The following is a 15,748-nucleotide window of genomic DNA, read 5'->3' on the forward strand; positions in this document are numbered from 1 at the left end:
GCGTGTTTCGTCGGGGCCCGACGGGGGCCATCCAGCGACGACGAATTGCACCCCTGGCAAACGGAGGAATAATTCCCAATGCTTTGCCCGACTGGTCGAACTTTACCTAAAAGGCACCGAATCGGATTCGGCGGAATGAAAGCTGTTCGCGCCATGCTGGGACATGTTCGCCTTGCTCCCGTTGCCAAGAGGCAACCGGGCAAGTTTTTGGAGAAACCGACGATGTACTACGTCGCCGCTGCATTGCTGGTGCTGTCGGGACTGTTCTACTCCGCGAGCCGTCATGAGCTCGGTCAATTCGGCGCAGACATGTGCCGCTATGGCGGCACGTTCTGCGACAACCCGGTGGTCCTCTTCACGGGCGCCGCGCTGGCCGCCGCCTGGGGCATGTTCGTCAGCGTCAAGTAGCGCCAGAAGCACGGCGCATGAGAAAGCCCGCGGCCGGGGGACGGCGCGGGCTCGGCGAATTCTGCTACGATGGCAATCTACAGGTGTTTTGCCCGACGTGTCAACGAACGGGCGAAGCATCGCGCGACGCTGGCGCGTTGAGGAACTTCCGGTCAGCATCGCGCTTGATCCCCGAATTCGAAATTGCGGAAGGTTGCCCTGTCGAGCCGATCGAAACATCGCCACGCCCAGCCCGCCAGCGCCGAAGCATCGACGAAGTCGGTGCCGGTGCTGCTGAAAAGGCTGGGGCCGGGCCTCATCACCGGGGCAGCCGACGACGATCCGTCGGGCATCGCCACCTACTCGCAGGCGGGCGCGCAATTCGGCTTCGGACTGCTCTGGACGGTGTTTCTGACCACGCCGTTCATGATCGCGATCCAGCTCGTGAGCGCGCAGATCGGCCGAGTCACCGGCAAGGGTCTCGCCGCCAACATCATGCAGCTCGCGCCGCGCTGGGCGGTGCTCACGCTCGTGTCCATGCTGGTCGTCGCGAACACCTTCAACATCGCGGCCGACATCGCCGCGATGGCGGAGGCGCTCGCGCTCGTGATCGGCGGGCTTCACCACGAGCACGCGTTGATCTTCGCGGCCGGTTCGACCCTACTCGAGATCTTCCTGCCCTATCGCCGCTATTCGCCGGTGCTGAAATTCCTCACTTTGGCACTGTTCGCCTATGTCGCGACCGCCTTCAGCGTGGAGATTCCCTGGAGCACGGCGCTGCTCTCGGCGGTGTGGCCCAAGGCGAACGTCAGCGCCGACTATTTCCTGATGGTCGTCGCCGTGCTCGGCACCACCATCAGCCCCTACCTGTTCTTCTGGCAGGCCTCGCAGGAGGTCGAGGAGATGAACCGGGGCAAGCGCGACAGGCCCCTGCGCGATCTGCCGAACGGCGGCGATCCCGAGCTCGCGCGCATCAGGGCCGACACCATCGCCGGCATGCTGCTGTCCAACGGCATCGCCTTCTTCATCATCCTGACCACCGCATCCGTGCTGAACGCCAACGGCGTCACCAATATCAGTTCGGCGACGCAGGCCGCCGAAGCGCTGCGGCCGCTCGCCGGCGACTTCACCTTTGCGCTGTTCGCGCTCGGCATCATCGGTACCGGCCTGCTGGCGATCCCCGTGCTGGCGGGCTCGGCGGCCTATGGCGTCGCCGAGATCTTCGGCTGGCGCGCCACGCTGGAGGCAAAGCCGGAGAAGGCGGTCGGCTTCTATACCATCATCGCCGCCGCAACCATCATCGGCTTCGGCCTCGGCTTCACCGGGATCGACTCGATACACATGCTGGTGTGGAGCGCGGTACTCAACGGCATCGTCGCCGTTCCGATCATGGCGATGATGATGCTGATTGTCTCGAGCAGAGCGATCATGGGCCGCTTCAGGGCCCGCTCATGGCTGATCGCGCTGGGCTGGCTCGGCACCGCGCTGATGGCGCTGGCGGTCCTCGCTCTGCTCGGCTCGTCCGCGATCGGCTGACTAAAGCATGATGCGGAAAAGTGCGCAGCGGTTTTCTGAAAAGGTCATGCTCAAACAATAACCCGACGCCCGATGACGCTTCATCCCAGTCTCATCGCGCTTTAGGGCGTCACGGGATTGACGGTCGGCGACGTCTTCGGCCCCGGCCGTGCCGGCTCGATCGGCGACCTCGGCTCGGTCGGGAGCACTGCGGCGCCCGCGGCGCGTGCCGCCTCCCCCGTGGTCGCGTACATCGCAACATGGGCGGGCCGGGTCTTGGCGCGGTTCCAGGGCCCGTGATCGACGATCAGCATCGCTGCAATCGTCAGCCCGGCCACGATCAATGCGATCACACCGGGATGGCGAAGCGCTGACGAGATGGAGTTCGCGAAACGATCAGCCGTCATCAGGGGGGTCCGCAATTATCCTATCGCAGGTTAATTCAATTGCGCCCTGCCCGGTTCCCCGCCCGGCTTCGATAAGATCAGGCCAAGGCGAGGAACATTCCGCGTCACGATTTGACTGGATTCACTCGCCTGGCGAGATGGCATTGCTCGGAGTGGGCCTGTCGGTGATCTGCTGGCCGAACAGGCTACCGATCAGTTCGACCGCAGTGCGCGCCGTGCGGCCGCGCTCGTCGAGGAACGGATTGAGCTCGACAATGTCGACCGATCCCACCACCCCTGAATCGTGCAGCAGCTCCATGATCAGATGCGCCTCGCGATAGGTCGCGCCACCCGGCACCGTAGTGCCGACGCCCGGCGCAACGCAGGGATCGAGAAAATCGACGTCGAAGCTGATATGCAGGACGCCATCGTTCGCTTTCACGCGTTCGATGACGCGCCGGATCAGCACGGCGACACCGAATTCGTCGACCTGACGCATGTCCGCAATCCTGACCTTGCGCGCCCGCATCAACTCCTTTTCGAGCTGGTCGATCGAACGCGTCCCGAACAGAACGAGCCTATCCGGGGTGATGGAGGCGCGTGGATCGTCGCCCAGCAATCCGTCGAGGCCCGGCTCGCCGCACAGGAACGCCGCCGACATGCCGTGCATGTTGGCCGTGATCGTCGTCTCCGGCGTGTTGTAGTCGGCATGGGCGTCGAGCCAGAGCACGAACAGCTCGCGCCCGCGCTCCCGCCAATGGCGCGCCATCGCATTGACCGAGCCCATCGACAGCGTATGGTCGCCTCCGAGGAAGATCGGGAGCGCACCGGTCTTCGCGATCTCATAGCCTCTGCGGCTCAGCACACGCGTCCACCGCTGGATTTCGCGGTAGTGGTTGGCTTTTTCAGGCGGCGTGTCGCCGAGGTCGCTGATCTCGGCCACGGAGAGATCTCCATAGTCGACGACTTCAATGTCCAGGCTTTCGAGCAGCGCCGCGAGGCCGGCGGTGCGCAGCGCCGCAGGGCCCATCAGGGTGCCCCGTTGCGAAGCGCCCATGTCGATGGGCGCACCGAGCAAGGCGATGCACCGGGCTCGATCCGTCACGGTCTGATCGGTCACGGCAGCCTCCTGAAATCGGCAAGGTTGAGCCAGCCTAACAGAGATTCGCATCCGTCGTTTCACCGGGATCGGCGTTTCGGCGGAACAAAATCCCGCGCGCCGAATTGCCCATCCAAGGCCGGCACCCGCCGTAAGACACGGCGCCTGTCGCGGATAGCCAAAGGTCGTCAGACCCGCTGTTCAAAACGAGCGCTCGCGCGGATAGCCAAAGGTGCCGGCCTCCATCGCGTCATCACGCCGGGAGGTCGCGCGCTTGAGCACGGAGATACCGCAGCCCACTCCTCAACCTGGCATGGCCGAGCGCGCCATCGATGCAGCGACGGATGTATCCCGCACGATCGGGGAAGTCGCCGGTGGTCTGCACGCGGCTGTCGACCGTCTCACCCTTGCGATCGAGGAAGCGCGAAGGCCGGGCCGGCCGCTCTCGACAGTCGCAGCGATCACGCGTGAAGCCCCCCTGACCAGTCTTTTTGTGGCCTTCCTGTTCGGCGTCGCGGTCGCGCGCCGTCGCTAGCAATCTTATCGGATCTGCGGCGATCTAGGCGGCGCTGACGACGGGGCGCTCGGTCGTCAGGAATTGCCGTTCGAACGCCTCGGCCGGCATCGGCCGGCCGAAGAAGTAGCCCTGCCCTTCAGCGCATCCCATGCTGATCAGGACGTCGGCCGTGGCGCGGTTCTCGATGCCTTCAGCCACGATCGTGAGCCCAAGCTGCTTGCTGAGACCGATGGTGGAGCCGACGATCGCGGCATCGTCGGAATCGGTGAGCAGATCGAGCACGAACGACCTGTCGATCTTGAGCCCATCGAGCGGAAACTTCTTCAAATAGCTCAAGCTCGCATAGCCGGTGCCGAAATCGTCGAACAGGACGCGGACGCCGAGCTTCTGGATCCGCTTGAACATGTCGAGCACGCGAGCCTCGTCGTGTAGCAGGATGTCCTCGGTGACCTCGAGCTCGAGCAGCGAGGGTGTCAGCCCCGTTGCATCGAGCAGTTCCGCAACCGAATGCGCGAGGTCGCCGGAATCGAGCTGGGACGGCGACAGGTTGATCGCCACGCGAACCCTGTTGCCGGACATTTCCCAGGCGCGCGCCTGACGGCAGGCGGTCTCCATCACCCAGTTCGCGATCCGCTCGGACAGCGCCGACGTGTTGACGACCGGCATGAATTCTGCGGGCGAAACGTAGCCGCGCGCCGCATGCCGCCAACGGATGAGCGCTTCGGCCCCGACCAGGCTGCCGTCGACCAGGCGAACCTGGGGCTGGTAGAACAGTTCGAACTCGCCGCGATCGGAGGCAAGCGCCAGTTCGCTCTCCAGCGTCAGCCGGTTCTCCAGCTCTTGCCTGATCGCACTCTCGAAAATCACATGGCTGCCGCGCCGCGTCGCCTTCGCGCGGCTCAATGCGAGATGGCCGTTGCTCAGGAGGTCGTCCGCGTTGTCGCCACCGTCGGGATAGACGGCGACACCGATGCTGATCCGGACGCGGTGCTGCCGTGTGCCCGTTGCAAGCGGCGCCTCGAAGACGCGCGCGATCCGTTCTGCGAACGCGGCAGTCGGCTCGCCGGTCTTCGCGCAATCCAGCGCGATGGCGAACTCGTCGCCGCCGAGGCGCGCGACGATAGCCCCCGCGCCTGCCTCGATCTTCAGGCGCTCGGCGACCGCCCGCAGCACGAGGTCGCCGGCAGCATGCCCGAGCATATTGTTGATCTGCTGGAAACCGTCGAGCCCGAGCACGAGCAGGGCGACGGTGGAAGAGCGTCGTTCCGCCGCGGTGATCAGGCTGGCGAGCGCCGCATGCAGCATGTTGCGGTTGGCAAGACCCGTCAGCGCATCATGTTCGGCGAGATACCTGATGCGTTCGGCCTCGCGCTTGCGGACCGAAATGTCACGCAGGATCGCGCCGTACTGAAAACCGTCCGTTCCCTGCCAGCCCGAGAAGCTCGCCTCGACCGGGAAGATTTCGCCGTTCTTGCGCCGGCCCTCGAACTCGACGACGACCGCTCCCCCGGGGACCAGAAGCGCCTGGCGCGCGGCGTCACGCATGGACGGCCTCGCATCGCCCTCGGCCGGCCCGGCGCACAAGGTTTCGAACGGACGGCCGATCATCTCGGCCGGCATGTAACCGAAGATCGCGCTCGCGCCGGGATTCCAAACCGTGATCCGGTGATCCTCGTCGGTGCAGACGAGGCCATCACCAAGCGACATCGCGATGCGATGAAAGCGACTCTCCGCGATGCGTCCCAGGAGACTACGAAAATCGATCTCATCCAGCGCGATCGCCGTCAGATAGGCGACGATCGCGATGTGGAACAGCGATGTGTCGATGACGTAGGGCCATCTTGCCTGCACAAGGACCGCGGCCAGTTCGGCGATCGCCCCGGCGGCGATCAGGATCGCGACCCGAACTCCCGGTGCGCAGCGGCGCCACGAATACATCATCAGCAGGCAGATCAGGCCGAGGCCGAGCATCATGCCGACATCGGACGTCCAGCGCAGCATCCGGTTCTGAAGGATCGATTCCGCCGCCAACGCCTGGAGGACGGGCCCCGAGATGATCTTGCCGTTCGGAACGCTGAACCGGTCGCCAAGCTCGAGCGCCGTGGCACCGACGATGATCTTCTTGCCTTTCAGCTTGTCGAGAGTCGCGGTATCGCCGCGCAGCACGTCGGCATAGGAGACACTCGGAATGGAGGTTGCCCGAATACTGAAATCGATCAGGAAAGGTGGCCGCCGATTGGCGTCCTGCCCGTCCAGTACAACCGCCATCGACGGCATCAAGGCATCGCCGAGCCTCTCTCCGAACGGATAACGGCGAACGAGCCCGTCGGATTCGACCGCGACATTGACGACGGCGGGCCACGACTGGTTGCTGAACGGCTTCAGGGGACGATTGATGTGGGCTGCGCCGCCATTCGGCGTCGGCTGCTTGAAGGACGGCAGGATCGTGGAGCCACCAACCTCCCGTAGCGCGTTGACGAAGGCCTCGTCGGAGGCCGCGTCCGACGGCATGCTGAAATCGACGTCGAAGGCGACGTCCTGTGCGCCCGCCGCCTCGAGCCGGTGCAGCAGCTCCGCGTGGAGCCGGCGCGGCCATGGCCACACTCCGATCTGGTCGATTGAGGGCGCGTCGATGGCCACCACGACGACATTGCCGCTGGCCACGCGCGACTGCGAAGCGAACCGCAGATCGGTGAGCGCATTGCGAAGCGCACCATGCCATCCCGTGGACAGCACCACCGCGAGCGCGATCACAACCAGAATATGCGGCCGATAGCGTTTCACTCTGCTCCCCTGCACTCGCGGCACTCGCCGCATAGTGCTCCCCTATGCCGACGGCGCAGTCCTAGCGATGGCCTCTGTTCCAACCGTAGTGGTGGCCATTATTGCCATTGGTGCCGTTTCCGTGGTCGTGATTGCCGTTGCCGGTTGCGCCAGTTCCGCGGCTTCCGCTTCCCGCACCTCCGCCAGACACGTCACTGGTCGAACCAGCGGTGGTCGCAACAGTCGTCGCGCTTGACGATGCCGATGCGGCGTTGGCCGAGGCTGCACTGCTGTTCACGGTGACCGCTGTCGTCGTTGAGCTGTTAGCGGCCGTGGTCGTCGTGCTCGTCTTGCCATCACTCCAGACTGTCTCGGTACCGGTGCTGGCGTTCGCGCTACGCACCTGTCCGGGAGCAACGGCGCCGTGGGCGAGACCGTGCGTGGCCTTGTGGATGTTCAGCCTGACCTCGCCGAGCGAGCTCGAGATGCGCACGACGCCAGCTTTGGACACCTGACTTCCGGCCGCCTGATGTGATTGCTTCGGCGCGCCGGCCGTCCTAGCCCCCTTGTCGATCTGACCGAGCGCATGGATTGCATGACCATTCGCGGCGTTACGCGGCGCCGACAATCCTGATTTCGGCACGGGAATTCGCTCAATCGTGGAGGCGCGCGGCTTGCCACGCTCAATCGGATTGAACGTCCCCGCGCCGCTCAGGCTGAGACCGGGCTTGCCATGCTCAAACGCGGTGGCGGCTTGGCCCGGCATGACCTGGACGATCTGTCCCGTCTTGAAGTCGGAGACCTCGACCTGGCCGCGCAGCACACCGACCTTGGTGCTGCCCGCCCCCACGGTGACGCTGAACTGCGTTCCCTTGACGACAGCGGCGAGATAGGGCGTCTCGATCTCGAAATGCTTGACGTTACGCTTCTCGACTTCGAGCAGGATCGAGCCCGCTTGCTGGATGATGGTTGTCGAGAGTCCCTCCTTCTTCTCGGGTGGCAAACCGACCACCGAATTGGAAGAGATCAGGATCGTTTCCTCGCCGCGGACGAGCAGCACCCGCCCATTGCGCCCAGTACGAATGGTGTCGCCCGGCTTGAGCACCTCTTCTTGGGTGAGCGATACCTGCTGCGCGCCGTTGGTGGCGACCCAGACCTCGCCGGAAGCCTTGCTGACGGACCACGTGCCGTCCTCAGCGGCGGATGCGCCGGAAGCCATTCCCAGCACCAGCGCCGCCACGAAAGCGCGCCGCATTCCAATTCTGCCGAGCATGACGATCCTCAGTCCGCGTTACAGCCGGGCCTGAGGCGTATTCGAAATCACTCAAGAGAGACTTAGCGGGAAGCGGCAAGCGGCGGAGCTGCATTAACCAATCATTGACCATAAAAACCTAAGAAAAATCATGCGGCTAACGAACCCTTACCGCCTTCTGGAAAGAGCTCCGTCGAACTACGGAGACAGGTTCGCTGCGCGCGTTGAGAAGCGGCACCTCACTACCGCGTTGGTGCTGCTTGCACCAATTTTTGCGGGAGTTCCGCAATCTTTCGCACAACAGGCGAACCAGCAGGGTTTTGATCCGCGCCAGCCGGAGAAATACTTTGAAAACCAATCCGAGCGGGAAACGCTGAACCGTCCGCCGGTCAAGCTACCGACGGTCGGTCAACCCGGCACCGGCGGTGATACCAGACCACAATTCGTGCTGCGCGGAATCGACGTGATCGGCGCCCACGCCGTCTCGCGCGATCGCATCGCTGCAGTTTATCAGAGCTTTCTCGGCAGGAAGGTCTCGCAAGCGGACCTTGCCGCGATTGCCGGCGCGATCAGCGATCTCTACCGCGAAGCTGGATTCCACCTCAGCCGCGCGATCGTGCCGCCGCAGGACATTGCCGACGGCCGGGTCCGAATTCAGGTGATCGAAGGCGCCATCGTGCAGGCTGACCTGAAGGGCGACGGCGCCGAGCAGTTTGGCGTGAGGCCGATGCTCGGGCCGGTTCTGGCTGAGCAACCGTCGCGCCTGGCGACGCTCGAACGCCAGCTCTTCCTCATCAACGGCAGGCCGGGTGTCCGGATTACCGATACCGCACTCGAGGAGATCGGCGGCGCGACCGGCCGCTTCCGCTTGACCGTTTACTTGAAGACCTGGCACGTCTTCTCGTCGTTCGGCCTGGACAATCTCGGCTCGTCGTCGGTCGGGCCGTGGCAGACCTACGCGACCGGTGCTTTCAATTCCTACTTTACGCCAGGCGACACGCTGGTGGTCAATCTGTCGACCATTGCCAACGATCCACGCGAGCTTGGCTTTGCGCGTCTCTCCTACGACGCGCCCGTCGGCGTCGACGGCGTACGGCTCGGCGCTTCCGTCCTGTACAGCGCGGTCCGCCCGGGCGATGCCCGCCGCCTCGACAGCGACATCACTACAACCGAGGCCTTCGAGGTGCGGGCCAGCACCGTGCCCTTGATGTCGCAATCCTCGGCGCTGACGCTCACCCTGGCTGGCACCTTCAGCAACGTGTCGGAGCACGATCTGTACGGCCCGTGGTACAACGACCACATCAGGACTGCGAGCCTGACCGCCGACTATCGGCTTCAGGATCGCTTCGGCGGCACCAACCTCGCGACGTTGAGCTACCGCCAGGGCCTTGACATCTTCGGCGCCTCGCATTTCGACGACGATCTGCTATCGCGCGACGGCGCCTCGTCGAACTTCTCGGTGCTGAATGTTTGGTTCACGCGCTACCAGACGCTCAACGACACCTGGTCGCTCAAGCTCTCCGCGGCGAGCCAAACGGCGTCGCGACCGCTGTTCATCTCGCAGCAATTCTATGTCGGCGGCGCGGCTTTCGGCCGGGGCTACGGCGCTGCCGAGATCAGCGGCGACAACGGTCTTGCCGGCTCGCTCGAGCTGCGCTTCGATCAGAAGCTCAATTTTCGCTACTGGACCGGCTACCAGCTCTATGCCTTTGGCGACGTCGGCGCAGTCTGGAACGACGGTTACCGCCTGAGCGACGGCCTGTCCCTGACGTCGGCCGGAGCCGGTGCGCGATTCTTCCTGCCGGAGGACTTCCAGGCCGATCTCGGCGTGGCCGTCCCCTTGAGCTACCGGGCGCCGGACAACGAGCGCCGCAGCCCGCGCTTCCTGTTCACACTGTCGAGCGCGTTCCGGCTTTGCCCTGAACGCGGCAAGGGCAACTGCCTCTAGCCGCAAGCCTGCTCCGCGCCTTGATGCGGCCCTTTTGGGGCACCGCTCACAAACTTGCCCAAATTTAATCCCGTAACCTGCTCACGATCGCTCGATCCGGGAGTTCCGGATGACCATGTTCAGCCGAGAGTGATCTGAGACGGGGACCATGAAGAGGGTGTTTGCAATTCTGGCGCTCCTTTGCGCCCTTGGCGTCGGCGAATATGTCGTCATCAGCCGGTTCGCGATCCGGCATGAGACGTTGACCTTGTTCGACGCTTCGCGCCAGCGGCCGATCTCGGTCGACGTCGCGGTGCGGCGCGACTACGAGACCAAGGCCAATCTCGGCCTCTGGAAGCTCCCGCTCGCCGTCATCAGCAACGGCAACACGGTCAAGGCCACCGAATATTCCTTCCTCACCAACGTGCTTGCGGCACGCGGCTATCTCGTTGCCAGTATCCAGCAGGACCTGCCGAGCGACCCACCGCTGATGACCCATGTCGGCGAGAAATATGTCGGCCGGCGCGAGATCTATATCCGCTGCGAGGCCAACATTCTCTTCGTGCTGCGCGAGCTGAAGAAGCGGCAGGAGAACGTCGATTATGACCACATTACGCTCGTCGGCCATTCCAACGGCGGCGATGTCTCGATGTATGTCGCCCATCAGCATCCCGAGCTGGTATCGAAAGTGATCACGCTCGACAATCTGCGAGTGCCGTTCGTAGTCAGCGACAACATGAAGATCCTGTCCTTCCGCTCGAAGGATCCGCATTTCGAGACGGATCCCGGCGTGCTGCCGACGCCGGAGGAAGCCAAGGCGCGCGGCATCGATATCGTCCACACAGGCGCGCAGCACACGGAGATGAGCGATCGCGGTCCCGCCTCGGTCAAGGAGAAGATCCAGCAGACGCTCGACCGCTTCCTGCGTGACAGTGCCAGCAGCGCGCTCGCGCCGGCCGATACGAAGAGCCCGATGATCATGAACCCCGGCGACTATTAGCCGGGAACGCGTTTGCGGCAGATCAAGGCGTCTCCGAGCCGGCAGGGTAAAAGGGCCCTATAGCGTCGGAGAAACCCGTGCCGCCCTACACCGAAAGCCTTGATACGAAGAGTCTTGGTCTGCCTGCGGCGAGGATGCCGGCATTTGCACGGCATCTCTACCGTTCGGCACGCAGGCTGTTGCGGTCGATCATCGCCCACATCGATCTCTCGCAATTTCCGGGATCGTGTTGCGGCTGAGCCGTCGGCCGAATGCATGAAGGTTGCCCGATGCACCAGCATTTGAGACGATTTCGCCTGCTGCTCGCCGCGGCCATCTCGAGCTTCGGCATGTCGTCCGCTCTTGCCGCCGACGCTGATCACGGCGCCGACCTCGCCAAGCGCTGGTGCGCGAGTTGCCACGTCGTGGCGACCGGCCAGACCCAGGCGAGCGCCGACGTTCCCTCCTTTGCATCCGTTGCGCGCAGGCCGGACTTCAGTCCGGAGAGGCTCGCATTCTTCCTGCTCGACCCGCATCCAAAGATGCCGAACTTTCCCTTGAGCCGGACGGAAGCCGGCGACATCGCGGCCTATATCGGATCGCTGCGCCGGTAGAGCGCCGCCAATGGGCGACGGCACCAAAACCGCAAATCCCTGCCGGAGAACCGACAGGGATCAGCAGAAAGGATGACGGACGGCGAATAAGGATCCATTCGGTGGCCCATCATGGACCTGCGTCAGCATCAGAGTGCGCATCTCGCCACCGCGCAAGATCAATTTGTGGGCATGCAGCGCGGCACCAACAGAATCAGGACTTGCCCTTGCCCGGTTGCATGAAACTGCCGGTCATCTGGCGCATGTGGTCTCCGGCGCTAGTGAACTGGCTGCGCAGGAAGTCGGACTGAATTCGCATCGCTTCCTGAAGGTCTGTGGCGTGAACGAGCTTTCGCGCATGCTCGAACGCCGACTTCATGTTCTGCTCGGTGAAAGCGAGGGCTTGTTTCGACACGTCCGTCCCCGCGCCCGGGACGGACGACATCGACTTGGTGGCGGCTTCGAAAAACATGCCAAATGCCTTTTCCGCCTGGTCGATCGTCTTCTCGGCCAGGTCACGGAGTTCGGCCGGAACTTCGAGTTTCGGTTCGATCATGGTCACACTCCTCTCCTCCCTTTTTTGACCTGAATACCACACTTGCCCGATCGCCTGCCAGCGGCCAGCCCCGGGCGCAAACCTCCGCCGGGCGCGCCCGGCTCTGGCAGAAAAGTGAAGTACAAGGGATAAAGGCCGACGCGGCCCGGCTCAGGACAGGGGGTGTTCGGGAAGGACGTCTTCGGTGGCGAGGTCTTCGACGAGCTTGATGACCTCGAAACGCTGCCGAGGCGCGAGCTTCAAAAACGCACGGAGGAGGCGCAGACTTTCGACGGTGCCACTTGCAGGCGCGCCGAGCTTGAGATGGAGTTCAGCCGCGAAATTGAGGTTCTTCATCTCGCACCTATGACAAGCATCGGCCTTCGTGATCCGTCGTCGAGAGTCCCATTCGAGAAACCGAACGCCATAACTCGACGCCATGGCGACGACGAGTTCTCGGCCGGGGTGCGCGGCGGGGATTATCACGCTGACTGCATATCCGAACGGACCGGCTCAACCGAACAGGTTGCAATTATGACAAGGAACAACCCATCCGGCAAGCCAAACTGTCGACACAGCGATGCTTCGTCTGCATCGCACCACGGCAAATCCGGATAACAGGAATATGCACCGCCGTCACCCACCTGCGTCAAGAAGCGTCATCGATCACGCCCACCGCCTTGATTGCCGTCATCGGCAAGACGTTTCGCCTTGTTTCCGATGTGAACGGAGATTGGTGGAGACGAGCTGGGGTATCTTCAGCGAATACACGCAATTGTTGAGTCGCGTCTCAGCGGTTGCATCATTGACGAAATGAAGGTCGATCTCGCGGCCCGTCTCCAGCGTCTCAATTGGGGCACCGGTGAGGCCGAAAGACGCGGGAAGCTCCCGGGATCGGACGTCTTGTCGGGCACTACATCTCTGAACGTGTCCGGCCGTGAACCGATGTTCGATTCCGAACGACCAAGCGGTTGCGAAGCGGCCACGCGGATCACGGGCGCCATGGCTGACGGACTTCTTCGATTCGGGCGCGCCTCAGCACCAAAGGACGACGATATGCTTTCTCGCTGCGATCTCATCAGGGGCGCCGCGGTCGCGCTTCTCACCCTCTCGACACAAGGCGCATGGGCGCAGGAGACCAGGATGAATCTGTTCAAGGTCGTCACCATCAAGGACGAAATCGTCATCGGGCTGTCAGCGGAAGAGCTTCGGGCGCTCGGCGGCAACGATGCGAGCGCAGTTGCGCACGCGCTGGCGCAGAAGGGCGATCTAACGGTCTGGCAGTACAACGTACATCGCGGTCCGAACGGCGAATTGCAGCAGGCGCCGACCGCCAAGATCGGACTTTTGGCCAATGCCTCGCTGCGCGTCGAGCCATACACGACGCCTTACCAGATCATGCCGCACCCGTGAGCGGCGGACGGGCACGCTTGTGAGCAGGATCGCAGGCGTGCCGTCCTCATTTGCGCTGCTCCGTACGCTGCGTCCCCGTTTCCGTCGCAAAGCCATAGATCAGTGCCAGCCGATCCAGGCATTCGCGAAAACGCCGCGCAAAGTAATCGTTCCAGCGCTGGGTGCGGACGGCCCGACGCTGCCCGATCTGGTCCATGGTCAGGCCCAGCACCAGCACGTCGTGCACCAGCGCGGCGCCGTCGGTGCCGAGCTCGCGTTCGACCCGATTCAGCCGCAGCACCGCCTGGCGCTGGCTCTCGGTGACGGGCTCACGCGTACGCGCACCATCGACATATTCACGGGTCGGGTCCATCGCCTGAGGTCCCCGCTCCGCCCTCTCCCAATCGCTCTGGAAGGCGCGCCCGCCGCGATATTGCGCCTCGTCGATTTGGTGGTGCGCATGCAGCCGCCCGAGCGGATCACTGCGGACCGACCGCACGGCCACGATCTTCTCACCGGGATCGAGCGCCAGCGGATTGTCGACCTCGACCTCCGCCACCTCGACATTGAACGGCAAGTCGCGCGACCGCCGGTCGTAGACATTCGTCAATTTGTAGGACTTGTTACGTCGGACGCGTGCCACTCGGAAACTCCCTGCAAGATTGGCGATTGAACGAACGGCCGCACCTTCAGGCGGCGGTAACCAGCCTGAGCACGACAGGACCGGCGGCTCGGTCGGGCACCGTTCCGGATCGGCGCGTCAGTCGAGCATGCGGCGTGCAATAGCTGGAACCGGGCTGGCGCGGATGGCCGCAGAAGCCGATCTCCTCGCCGTCCTTGTCCCCGCCATAGGGATAGCGGCAATCGCCGGGCGCCAGCTCGACCAGCGGGATCAAACGGGGCTTGATGCCGACGCAGCGCAACTTGACCGGCGCGGCCGGCTTCAGCGCGGACTTTGGTGGCAGGTTCAGGCCCTGCGATGCCAGACGATGCGGCGACAGAAGTGCGGACTCACCGGGCAGGGACGGCACGATCGATGGGCTCGTCATTCGTTCAGGTGCGGCGAGCCCGAGCCGTTTGGCGCGACCAGCCACCGCATTGCGCGTGTAAGCCGTTCCGAATCTTGCGTTAATCTCCTTCCCGATCTTCGCATAAGACATTCCCTTGAAAAAATAGTCGCGAAGCGCGTCGGAGTGCTCCGACGGCCAATGACCCGGTTCCATGCTGCTGTCCTGTGATGCGCCTCCTCCGATCGAACGACCGGGGGCGAAACGGACATTCCGGTATTCCGAAACAAAAGTCAAGCCGGAATTCTGATATTCATAATTGCATCAATTCCGAATTTCGGATTACAAGAGGAGACGGTGCGCAATCGAGGGAATCACCATGTTGGACGTTGCAATGATCGAGCGGGGCCTGGAGAAGACGGGCAAGAGCAAGGGCGGCCTTGCGGCGGCCATGGGCGTGCGGCCCGGCGCAGTGTCGGAGATCCTGGGCGGCGAGCGTCTGGTGAAGGCCTCGGAAATTCTGCCGATCATGGAGTATCTCGAGCTCAATCTCGCGCCGATCATGGGCCGGGTCGGCGCCGGCGCTGTGATCGAGCCCGATTATGAACAGGTTCCCCCGGAGGGCCTCGGCGACATCACGCTGCCCTTCCCCATCATGGAAGAGACGGTCGCTTTCGAGATCGTCGGCGATTCGATGCTGCCCAAATACGAAAGCGGCGACGTGATCGTGGTCTACAAGGACCAGCGGCATCCGCTGTCGAGCTTCTACGGCGAGGAGGCGGTGGTCCGGCTCAAGACCGGTGAGCGCTACCTGAAAACCATCGAGCGCGGCAAATCCCCCTCCGTCGTCAATCTCACCAGTTTCAACGCCAAGCCGATCGTCGGCGTCAAGCTCGACTGGGTCGGGGAGATCTGCCTGTCCATGCCCAAGGGCCAGCTCGAGCGGCTGCGCGCCAAGTCGGCGCGCCCCCGCAAGAAAAGTAGATAGGTCATCGCCGATTTCCGATTTTTGGAAATCACTTGACTAAATTCCGTTTTTCGGAAATACTCTGCCGCGCGCCCGATCACGGAGCGCGCGGCAGGATCGTTTCATGCAGTATTTCGTCGTGATGATCGACTATGGACGGCGTGGTCGCGAGGCGATCGTCGATCCCGAGATCACAAGGCGCGAGGTCATCTCCCGCATCGCCTCGGGTGAATATCGGAACATTTCGTTCATCCACGAGATCGCGGAAAGCTCGGTCGAGGACGTGACCGAGGCCATCCTGACTGAAGCCGCCCTGCCTCAAATCCCACCCGACGATATCGATCTCCAGGCGATCCGCCTCGATCACGCCCGCGACCTGCGCAAGCACGAGCGGTCGTGACGCGGGCCCGGACGGGCCTGCGCCACTGC

17 protein-coding genes are annotated in these 15,748 nt (G+C 63.5%); 9 read left to right on the forward strand and 8 right to left on the reverse strand.

Annotated features, from left to right (window positions below; genetic code table 11):
• The first annotated feature begins 222 nt into the window (after nucleotides 1–222).
• Both GPL20_RS00900 and GPL20_RS00905 read left to right on the forward strand, forming a co-directional pair.
• The gene (locus tag GPL20_RS00900; protein ID WP_157326924.1) at nucleotides 223–408 is read left to right on the forward strand and encodes a hypothetical protein; all 186 of its coding nucleotides are present in this window, start codon (nucleotides 223–225) and stop codon (nucleotides 406–408) included.
• A gap of 267 nt (nucleotides 409–675) precedes the next feature.
• Complete coding sequence (locus GPL20_RS00905) at nucleotides 676–1,923, forward strand: NRAMP family divalent metal transporter (RefSeq protein WP_254125040.1); 1,248 nt, start codon at nucleotides 676–678, stop codon at nucleotides 1,921–1,923.
• A 101-nt stretch (nucleotides 1,924–2,024) separates the two neighbouring features.
• Here GPL20_RS00905 and GPL20_RS00910 read toward each other — a convergent pair whose 3' ends face one another.
• Nucleotides 2,025–2,309 carry a hypothetical protein gene (locus GPL20_RS00910; protein ID WP_157326925.1) on the reverse strand — a complete coding sequence of 95 codons (285 nt, stop codon included), beginning with the start codon at nucleotides 2,307–2,309 and terminating at the stop codon, nucleotides 2,025–2,027.
• A 121-nt stretch (nucleotides 2,310–2,430) separates the two neighbouring features.
• Complete coding sequence (gene rocF / locus GPL20_RS00915) at nucleotides 2,431–3,408, reverse strand: arginase (protein WP_347340014.1); 978 nt, start codon at nucleotides 3,406–3,408, stop codon at nucleotides 2,431–2,433.
• A 253-nt stretch (nucleotides 3,409–3,661) separates the two neighbouring features.
• Here rocF and GPL20_RS00920 point away from each other — a divergent pair, with 253 nt between their 5' ends.
• Nucleotides 3,662–3,922, forward strand: coding sequence for a hypothetical protein (locus GPL20_RS00920; RefSeq protein WP_157326927.1), 261 nt, complete (start codon nucleotides 3,662–3,664; stop codon nucleotides 3,920–3,922).
• A gap of 24 nt (nucleotides 3,923–3,946) precedes the next feature.
• Here the strand turns inward: GPL20_RS00920 and GPL20_RS00925 are convergent, their stop codons facing one another.
• Both GPL20_RS00925 and GPL20_RS00930 read right to left on the reverse strand, forming a co-directional pair.
• Nucleotides 3,947–6,688 carry an EAL domain-containing protein gene (locus tag GPL20_RS00925; protein WP_254124987.1) on the reverse strand — a complete coding sequence of 914 codons (2,742 nt, stop codon included), beginning with the start codon at nucleotides 6,686–6,688 and terminating at the stop codon, nucleotides 3,947–3,949.
• 61 nt (nucleotides 6,689–6,749) lie between these two features.
• Nucleotides 6,750–7,940, reverse strand: coding sequence for a FecR family protein (locus tag GPL20_RS00930; protein ID WP_157326929.1), 1,191 nt, complete (start codon nucleotides 7,938–7,940; stop codon nucleotides 6,750–6,752).
• A 130-nt stretch (nucleotides 7,941–8,070) separates the two neighbouring features.
• Here GPL20_RS00930 and GPL20_RS00935 point away from each other — a divergent pair, with 130 nt between their 5' ends.
• The 3 genes from GPL20_RS00935 to GPL20_RS00945 all read left to right on the forward strand — a co-directional run bounded on the left by GPL20_RS00935 (nucleotide 8,071) and on the right by GPL20_RS00945 (nucleotide 11,439).
• Complete coding sequence (locus GPL20_RS00935) at nucleotides 8,071–9,867, forward strand: ShlB/FhaC/HecB family hemolysin secretion/activation protein (RefSeq protein WP_157326930.1); 1,797 nt, start codon at nucleotides 8,071–8,073, stop codon at nucleotides 9,865–9,867.
• A gap of 148 nt (nucleotides 9,868–10,015) precedes the next feature.
• The gene (locus tag GPL20_RS00940) at nucleotides 10,016–10,846 is read left to right on the forward strand and encodes an alpha/beta fold hydrolase (protein ID WP_157326931.1); all 831 of its coding nucleotides are present in this window, start codon (nucleotides 10,016–10,018) and stop codon (nucleotides 10,844–10,846) included.
• A 269-nt stretch (nucleotides 10,847–11,115) separates the two neighbouring features.
• Nucleotides 11,116–11,439, forward strand: coding sequence for a c-type cytochrome (locus GPL20_RS00945; RefSeq protein WP_157326932.1), 324 nt, complete (start codon nucleotides 11,116–11,118; stop codon nucleotides 11,437–11,439).
• 193 nt (nucleotides 11,440–11,632) lie between these two features.
• On the opposite strand, the gene GPL20_RS00950 is transcribed toward GPL20_RS00945, so the two are convergent.
• Both GPL20_RS00950 and GPL20_RS39270 read right to left on the reverse strand, forming a co-directional pair.
• Entirely contained in the window at nucleotides 11,633–11,974 is a 342-nt protein-coding gene (locus tag GPL20_RS00950) for a phasin (RefSeq protein WP_157327418.1), read from the reverse strand.
• A 150-nt stretch (nucleotides 11,975–12,124) separates the two neighbouring features.
• A complete protein-coding gene (locus GPL20_RS39270) occupies nucleotides 12,125–12,310 on the reverse strand; it encodes a hypothetical protein (RefSeq protein WP_167532835.1) in 186 nt (61 codons plus the stop codon).
• Nucleotides 12,311–13,009: 699 nt separating this feature from the next.
• On the opposite strand from GPL20_RS39270, the gene GPL20_RS00960 reads away from it, so the two are divergent.
• Nucleotides 13,010–13,366, forward strand: a complete 357-nt coding sequence (locus GPL20_RS00960; RefSeq protein ID WP_167532836.1) for a hypothetical protein — start codon at nucleotides 13,010–13,012, stop codon at nucleotides 13,364–13,366.
• 46 nt (nucleotides 13,367–13,412) lie between these two features.
• Here the strand turns inward: GPL20_RS00960 and GPL20_RS00965 are convergent, their stop codons facing one another.
• Both GPL20_RS00965 and GPL20_RS00970 read right to left on the reverse strand, forming a co-directional pair.
• A complete protein-coding gene (locus GPL20_RS00965; RefSeq protein ID WP_254124989.1) occupies nucleotides 13,413–13,988 on the reverse strand; it encodes a hypothetical protein in 576 nt (191 codons plus the stop codon).
• Nucleotides 13,989–14,034: 46 nt separating this feature from the next.
• The gene (locus GPL20_RS00970) at nucleotides 14,035–14,568 is read right to left on the reverse strand and encodes a GcrA family cell cycle regulator (RefSeq protein WP_157326935.1); all 534 of its coding nucleotides are present in this window, start codon (nucleotides 14,566–14,568) and stop codon (nucleotides 14,035–14,037) included.
• A gap of 163 nt (nucleotides 14,569–14,731) precedes the next feature.
• Between GPL20_RS00970 and GPL20_RS00975 the strand changes: the two genes are divergently transcribed.
• Both GPL20_RS00975 and GPL20_RS00980 read left to right on the forward strand, forming a co-directional pair.
• Nucleotides 14,732–15,340 carry a S24 family peptidase gene (locus GPL20_RS00975; RefSeq protein ID WP_157326936.1) on the forward strand — a complete coding sequence of 203 codons (609 nt, stop codon included), beginning with the start codon at nucleotides 14,732–14,734 and terminating at the stop codon, nucleotides 15,338–15,340.
• Between the two features lie 103 nt (nucleotides 15,341–15,443).
• Entirely contained in the window at nucleotides 15,444–15,719 is a 276-nt protein-coding gene (locus tag GPL20_RS00980; RefSeq protein WP_157326937.1) for a hypothetical protein, read from the forward strand.
• Nucleotides 15,720–15,748: the final 29 nt, after the last annotated feature.

Source organism: Bradyrhizobium cajani, assembly GCF_009759665.1.
Classification (GTDB): domain Bacteria; phylum Pseudomonadota; class Alphaproteobacteria; order Rhizobiales; family Xanthobacteraceae; genus Bradyrhizobium; species Bradyrhizobium cajani.

What these genes read in the sequence shown, in the direction of transcription:
- GPL20_RS39270 (WP_167532835.1), bottom strand. Translation starts at nt 12,310, where the DNA reads ATGAAGAACCTCAATTTCGCGGCTGAACTCCATCTCAAGCTCGGCGCG.
- GPL20_RS00935 (WP_157326930.1), top strand. Translation starts at nt 8,071, where the DNA reads ATGCGGCTAACGAACCCTTACCGCCTTCTGGAAAGAGCTCCGTCGAAC.
- GPL20_RS00980 (WP_157326937.1), top strand. Translation starts at nt 15,444, where the DNA reads ATGCAGTATTTCGTCGTGATGATCGACTATGGACGGCGTGGTCGCGAG.
- GPL20_RS00945 (WP_157326932.1), top strand. Translation starts at nt 11,116, where the DNA reads ATGCACCAGCATTTGAGACGATTTCGCCTGCTGCTCGCCGCGGCCATC.
- GPL20_RS00940 (WP_157326931.1), top strand. Translation starts at nt 10,016, where the DNA reads ATGAAGAGGGTGTTTGCAATTCTGGCGCTCCTTTGCGCCCTTGGCGTC.
- GPL20_RS00950 (WP_157327418.1), bottom strand. Translation starts at nt 11,974, where the DNA reads ATGATCGAACCGAAACTCGAAGTTCCGGCCGAACTCCGTGACCTGGCC.
- GPL20_RS00910 (WP_157326925.1), bottom strand. Translation starts at nt 2,309, where the DNA reads ATGACGGCTGATCGTTTCGCGAACTCCATCTCGTCAGCGCTTCGCCAT.
- GPL20_RS00975 (WP_157326936.1), top strand. Translation starts at nt 14,732, where the DNA reads ATGTTGGACGTTGCAATGATCGAGCGGGGCCTGGAGAAGACGGGCAAG.
- GPL20_RS00900 (WP_157326924.1), top strand. Translation starts at nt 223, where the DNA reads ATGTACTACGTCGCCGCTGCATTGCTGGTGCTGTCGGGACTGTTCTAC.
- GPL20_RS00970 (WP_157326935.1), bottom strand. Translation starts at nt 14,568, where the DNA reads ATGGAACCGGGTCATTGGCCGTCGGAGCACTCCGACGCGCTTCGCGAC.
- GPL20_RS00960 (WP_167532836.1), top strand. Translation starts at nt 13,010, where the DNA reads ATGCTTTCTCGCTGCGATCTCATCAGGGGCGCCGCGGTCGCGCTTCTC.
- GPL20_RS00930 (WP_157326929.1), bottom strand. Translation starts at nt 7,940, where the DNA reads ATGCTCGGCAGAATTGGAATGCGGCGCGCTTTCGTGGCGGCGCTGGTG.